6 protein-coding genes are annotated in these 6026 nt (G+C 49.8%); all 6 read left to right on the top strand.

Going from position 1 to position 6026, the window contains the following annotated elements:
• Window positions 1-304: 304 nt before the first annotated feature.
• The 6 genes from B3K89_RS09925 to putP all read left to right on the top strand — a co-directional run bounded on the left by B3K89_RS09925 (window position 305) and on the right by putP (window position 5955).
• Window positions 305-523 carry a hypothetical protein gene (locus tag B3K89_RS09925; RefSeq protein ID WP_345907350.1) on the top strand — a complete coding sequence of 73 codons (219 nt, stop codon included), beginning with the start codon at window positions 305-307 and terminating at the stop codon, window positions 521-523.
• A 269-nt stretch (window positions 524-792) separates the two neighbouring features.
• Window positions 793-1923 (top strand): ABC transporter ATP-binding protein, encoded by a 1131-nt coding sequence (locus B3K89_RS09920; protein ID WP_293891450.1) that lies wholly within the window; start codon window positions 793-795, stop codon window positions 1921-1923.
• Window positions 1920-2861, top strand: a complete 942-nt coding sequence (locus B3K89_RS09915; RefSeq protein WP_293891447.1) for an ABC transporter permease — start codon at window positions 1920-1922, stop codon at window positions 2859-2861. The genes B3K89_RS09920 and B3K89_RS09915 overlap by 4 nt, the downstream gene beginning before the upstream one ends.
• Complete coding sequence (locus B3K89_RS09910) at window positions 2858-3661, top strand: ABC transporter permease (protein WP_345907349.1); 804 nt, start codon at window positions 2858-2860, stop codon at window positions 3659-3661. The genes B3K89_RS09915 and B3K89_RS09910 overlap by 4 nt, the downstream gene beginning before the upstream one ends.
• 320 nt (window positions 3662-3981) lie before the next feature.
• A complete protein-coding gene (locus B3K89_RS09905) occupies window positions 3982-4368 on the top strand; it encodes a hypothetical protein (protein ID WP_293891441.1) in 387 nt (128 codons plus the stop codon).
• Window positions 4369-4458: 90 nt separating this feature from the next.
• Entirely contained in the window at window positions 4459-5955 is a 1497-nt protein-coding gene (gene putP / locus B3K89_RS09900; RefSeq protein ID WP_293891438.1) for a sodium/proline symporter PutP, read from the top strand.
• The last annotated feature ends 71 nt before the right edge of the window (window positions 5956-6026 follow it).

Genomic DNA, 6026 nt, shown 5'->3' with positions numbered 1-6026 from the left:
GCCTTCTAAGCAGTAGGTCAGAGGTTCGAGACCTCTTTGGCGTAAATCTGATGCCGACGGTTTTGTTGGTATCATTTTTATTCTTGTGCTGTCGGCTTCTGGCATAGCGTGAAATCGGCCTTACTTGGCAAAAGTACTGTTTTTTGGGAAGTTTCTTGGTCAAATCTTGACGCCTTGCAGAGAAGGTCCTATGCTTGTGTCATGAGAGGCACCAAAATAAACTTCTTTGATGCAAGGCCTCGCTCAACGTTCAGTACACAATTGTCTGCGCTTAAGTGCGTACGCATAAACAAGCCTGTTTCACATGCAGAATGCAAAGGAGAATCAGGGGATGTTGCCATTTGATCTTCGCATCCAAACACAGCATCGCTTTGATTATTGCAGGGTCTTTGATTTTCCAAAGGAAGCAGAACTGCTCAGGTTCACGCGCCTTACCTGGTATGGTTATGACGAAGAAGGCCCGGCAGTCTATCGGGAGGATCCTGATACCGGGGAGGTTGTACGCATCGATTTCCTTCAGTGACCAAGCGTCATGAGCGCTTGGTGTGTTTTCTCTTCCCAAAGCCACCATCATGCAGGGTTGCCCACTCGATTCAGCGAAAGGCTGGTTTTTTATTTGTATCTCTTTGTTAGGAAATGCATTATTTACGCATTTTCTCGTAAGGAAAAATATTAGGCAACCTGCTTGACAGACTCTCTGAAATATTCGATATTCGCAGTAAATCGTAAAGGCTCCAAGACGGTGTGTTTTGGAAATTCTGTGCCTGAAACGAGTGGAGGGAATGGAAAAGATTGAAAGGTGTTGAAGTTAATGTCGAACGGGTTTCCCGCTCCTATGGCGATTTCAAGGCACTCGACGAGGTGAGTGTCAAGATAAACAAAGGTGAGTTCTTCTCACTGCTGGGGCCTTCAGGGTGTGGTAAAACCACCTTGCTGAGGATAATCGCTGGATTTGATTACCCTGATACTGGAAGCGTGGCGTTTGACAACAAGGACATTCTGCCCTTGCCGCCGGACAAACGGCAATCCAACACGGTGTTCCAGACCTATGCCCTGTTCCCTCACCTCACCGTTTATGAAAACATTGCTTTCCCCTTGCGGCTCAGACGGGTGGACAAGCAAACAATCGAATCGAAGGTAATGGAGTACGTTCGCCTTGTCCAACTGGAAGACCACATCTACAAGAAACCTTCGATGCTCAGCGGCGGACAGAAGCAGCGGGTTGCCATTGCCAGGGCGCTCATCAATGAACCCAGAGTGCTTTTGTTGGACGAACCGCTATCCGCTCTTGACGCAAAACTCAGGCAAAACCTGTTGGTTGAGTTGGACCAAATTCATGATAAAGTCGGAATCACCTTCATCTATGTCACCCACGACCAGAGTGAAGCTCTGTCTGTATCCGACCGCATTGCCGTCATGAACAAGGGTAAAGTACTGCAGATCGGCACCCCTTATGAAATCTATGAGGCTCCTGCAACCCGCTTCGTCGCCCAATTCATCGGGGAATCGAACAGCTTTCCCTGCACCGTGCTCTCATGCGAACCATACGAGGGGGAGTACCTGGTACGAGTTGATGTTCCTGCTTTGAAAGGAGAGGTATCGGTTACCGATTATGAACCACAGGCAATCGGGGCGAAGTTTGACTTTACCATTCGCCCTGAGAAAGTGAGAATATCCACCAATCCTCCACGCTCCACGGCCAAAGTACTGAACACGTTCAAGGGAATCGTTGACGAGCCCGTGTATTCAGGATTCCAATCAAAGTTCTATGTAAAGCTCGAACAAGAGCCTTCCACACAGGTTAAAGTCTTCAAGCAGCATACGGTGTTCCTTGAGGATGGCCCGGACATCGAGTGGAAAGACACTGTCTACGTCAGTTGGACAGCAACTGACGGTTACTTGGTAAAGGATACCGACCGATGAAAAAGACCCTCAAACCAAGGGAACGTGAACAACTGCTGGGGACCATCTATGGTGGTCCCATGGGCTTGTGGTTCACCCTCTTCTTCACGGTCCCCTTGGGTATCATCATTCTCTACAGTTTCTTGAAGCGCGGCCTGTATGGAGGTGTTGTTTGGGAATTCACCCTCACCGCCTACAAGCAGATGTTCAATCCCAGTTTTGCAATGGTTGTGATCAGGACACTGTGGATCAGTGTACTTTCCACTTTCCTTTGCATTCTCATAGCGATACCCTGCGGGTATGCCATGGCAAAGAGCAAGCACCAGACGTTTTTGCTCTTTCTCATCATTATTCCTTTCTGGACCAACTCACTTATCAGAATCTATGCCTGGATCTCCATCCTCTCCACCGAAGGCTTCATCAACAGCCTGCTCATTCGCCTAGGGTTGATCGACGAGGGATTGAAGCTCATCTACAACAATGGTGCTGTAGTACTGGTCCTTATCTACATGTACCTGCCCTTCGCCATTCTTCCGTTGTTCACCACCATCGACAAGTTTGATTTCTCCCTGTTCGATGCAGCGCGCGACCTTGGAGCGACCAAGCTCGGCTCCATTGTCAGGGTGCTGTTCCCGAACATCAAGAGCGGGCTCAGCACCGCCTTCATCTTCACCTTCATTCCCATCTTCGGAGCCTATACGGTTCCCTTGTTGGTCGGAGGCAAGGACTCGACCATGATCGGAAACATCATCGTCGATCAGGTATCAAAGACAAGGAACTGGCCCCTTGCTTCAGCATTCTCCATGATTCTCACCCTCATATCCCTGATCGGAGTGTTCTGGATGCTGTACAACGGCAAGCGTGAGCAGATGCAAAAGGAAGGAGGGCTCAAGAAGACCACCCAGCAGGCACTTGAACACAACGTCAAGGCACACCACACCCATCGAGGAACAAAATGAACTACCACAAATACTCAAACAAGACAGGTTTTTCATTCTCCTATGTGATGTTGACACTGGTGGTCGTGTTCCTCTTCATCCCCCTGTTTGTCGTGGTGTTCTTCTCGTTCAACAGTGCGAAAGGTATGCAGTGGGACCATGCTTCACTGGTCTGGTACAAGACCCTTATCTTCGACAGTCCTTCTTTGTGGGCGGCTTTCAAGAACAGCCTGATCATAGCCCTGACAAGCTCCATCACGGCAACCACCTTGGGCACGCTTGCAGCCATCGGCATCAAGTGGTACCGCTTTCATGGAAGGAGCTACATCACTACGGTGAGCTACCTGCCCATGGTCCTTCCCGAGGTCATCATCGGTATCTCCATGTTGATTTTCTTCTCTGCAGTAAAAGTGAGACTGGGTATGTTCACCATCTTTGTTGCGCACACGACGTTCAACCTTCCGTTTGTCTTCATGATGGTCTCCGCACGCTTGGACGAATTCGACTATTCGACTGTGGAAGCTGCCAGGGATCTGGGGGCCAATGAACGGCAGACATTGACCAAAGTCATTATTCCCAGCATCATACCCGCAGTTCTCTCAGGGTTTTTGATGTGTATCACCATGTCCCTGGAGGACTTTGTCATTACGTTCTTTGTATCCGGACCTGGTTCGGGTACCCTACCCCTGTACGTGTATTCGATGATTCGCTACGGCGTCTCTCCGGTTATCAACGCACTGTCGTTCGTTATGATTCTCGGTACCATGATCATCGCATTCATCTTCAGGAAATTTCTAAAGACTGTGGCTGCAAGCAGCTAAGGTTGGAGGCATCATTTCGTCTGGAGGTGCGTCATGAACAAAGCATCCCGATTTTTCTTCTACCGGCAGTCTTTGCACTCCTGCCGACTGACATGAGCTTTAAAAAACCAACACATAGAATGGCAAGCTCTACCTATACAACTGGACCTATTACACCCCCGACTCCCTGAAGAAACCGGCATTGATGTTGTCATTGACAATTTCGCCTCCAACGAAAAGATGTTTGCAAAGCATGCCCGGGCTATAGCGGAAACTCCACCGACGAAGACCAGCTGAGGCAGGCAACCGACCTGATAAACTCACAGTGGAAACCGAACCTGGTGAAATTCGACTCCGAATCCTTCAAAAAAGCATTCAGCAGGGACGAATTCGTGGTCGTACATCCGGAGAATGTATTTGCCGAGATCGGCAAGGAGAAATGGTCGACCATCGGCTTCTTCATCCCTGCCGATGGAGGCATGATGTATATCGACAACATGGTCATTCCCTCTGGCTCGAAAAACGCAGTATTTTTGGATGCATTCAGCCTTCCGCCCACGACCAATACCGGGGCATCGGCATATACGAAAACCACCCAGCCATTCTTTTCCATCGATGACTTGTCCAATTCAGACAACATCAGCGATTTAGGGCCTGATCTCGAATTGTACAACCAACTGTGGCAGACCATATGGTATCAGCACCAAAACATGCATATTTATGCATAATCAGTACATTCTGTTCTGTTTTGCTCTTGCAACGTGGTTTTACAACAGGTATTCTGAGCCAAGATGTCTTTATTGGGGAGAGAATCATCCATGAACAGCTATCAATTCCTTACAGCCCTCGCGTTTGCCCTCTACCTTGGCCTCATGTTGGCCATCGGCTTTTTCACCTTCCGCAAGACCAAGTCCACCAGTGACTACTTCCTCGGCGGTCGTTCCATCGGACCCTGGTTCACCGCTCTCAGCGCCGAAGCTTCGGACATGAGCGGCTGGCTCTTGATGGGACTTCCCGGACTTGCCTACTTCACCGGCTTGCAGGAAGCCTTTTGGACTGCGGTAGGCCTGTTGGTCGGAACATACCTGAACTGGTTCTTCGTTGCCAAGCGGATGCGCAAGTACACCATCCATGCAAAAGATTCCATCACCATCCCCGAATTCTTGGCAAACCGCTTTCATGACAAATCGAAAGTCCTGCAGACAATCAGCTCAATCATCATTCTCGTCTTCTTTGTCGTCTACACAGCCAGCGGCTTTTTGGCCTGTGCAAAACTCTTCACCTCTGTCTTTGGGATGAACTACTATGCAGCCCTCCTTCTTGGAGTGGTGGTAATCCTGGGCTATACCCTCTTGGGTGGATATCTTGCAGTTGTCGCAACCGACTTCCTCCAGGGCAGCCTGATGTTCATTGCGTTGGTGGCAACCGGACTGATTGCATTGTTCGCAACGGGCGGACCGGCACACACCTTCGCCAAGCTAGGTGAGTTCGGCCAGCACTTCATCAACCCCTTCATCACTCCTCCGGGAACATCCTACGGCTTTTTGCAGATTCTCAGCGCCCTCGCCTGGGGCTTGGGATACTTCGGCATGCCCCACATCCTGGTCCGGTTCATGTCGATTCGAAGCAACGCTGAAGTCAAAACCAGTCGCAGAATCGCCATGGTCTGGGTCACCATTGCAATGGCGGCAGCGCTTTTGGTCGGTGTCGTCGGCAAACTGTTCCTGCTTCCCCTGACGTATGACAGCCAGAGTGCAGCCGAGGCGGTGTTCATCGCCAGCATGCAGAAGATTTTCCCCACATTCATCGCTGGTTTCTTCCTCTGTGCAATCCTTGCAGCCAGCATGAGTACTGCCGACAGCCAGCTTTTGGTAGCCTCATCAGCCTTCAGCAAGGATGTCTACAAGGCCCTGCTTCGCAAGGACGCATCGGACAAGGAAACGCTTCTGGTGAGCCGTATCACTGTTATTGTCATTACCATCATCGCCATATTCCTTGCAATGGATCCCACCTCTTCCATCTTCGACGTAGTCAGCTATGCTTGGGCTGGATTCGGAGCGACCTTTGGACCTGTCATTATCGCAGCCCTCTTTTGGAGACGGGCAACCCGAAAGGGAGCCATTGCAGCTATGGTAGGCGGCGGGCTTACCGTAATTATTTGGAAACAACTATCCGGTGGTCTTTTTGACGTCTATGAACTGCTTCCCGGATTCATCCTCGCTTCCCTTCTGATGATCCTATTCAGTCTTCTGGACAAGAATCCTGATAAGGATATGCTTGCAGAGTATGATGCCTATATGGCCATCGAAGACTAACAAACCAACCGGGGAGCAATCCCCGGTTTTTTACTATTTTAGCAATTTAATCAAAACTACTTGACTCATCA

This window comes from Sphaerochaeta sp. UBA5849 (genome assembly GCA_002432715.1).
GTDB lineage: Bacteria > Spirochaetota > Spirochaetia > Sphaerochaetales > Sphaerochaetaceae > Sphaerochaeta.
The sequence above is the reverse complement of the archived record's forward strand: the minus strand, read 5'-3'. Positions and strand labels throughout refer to the sequence as shown.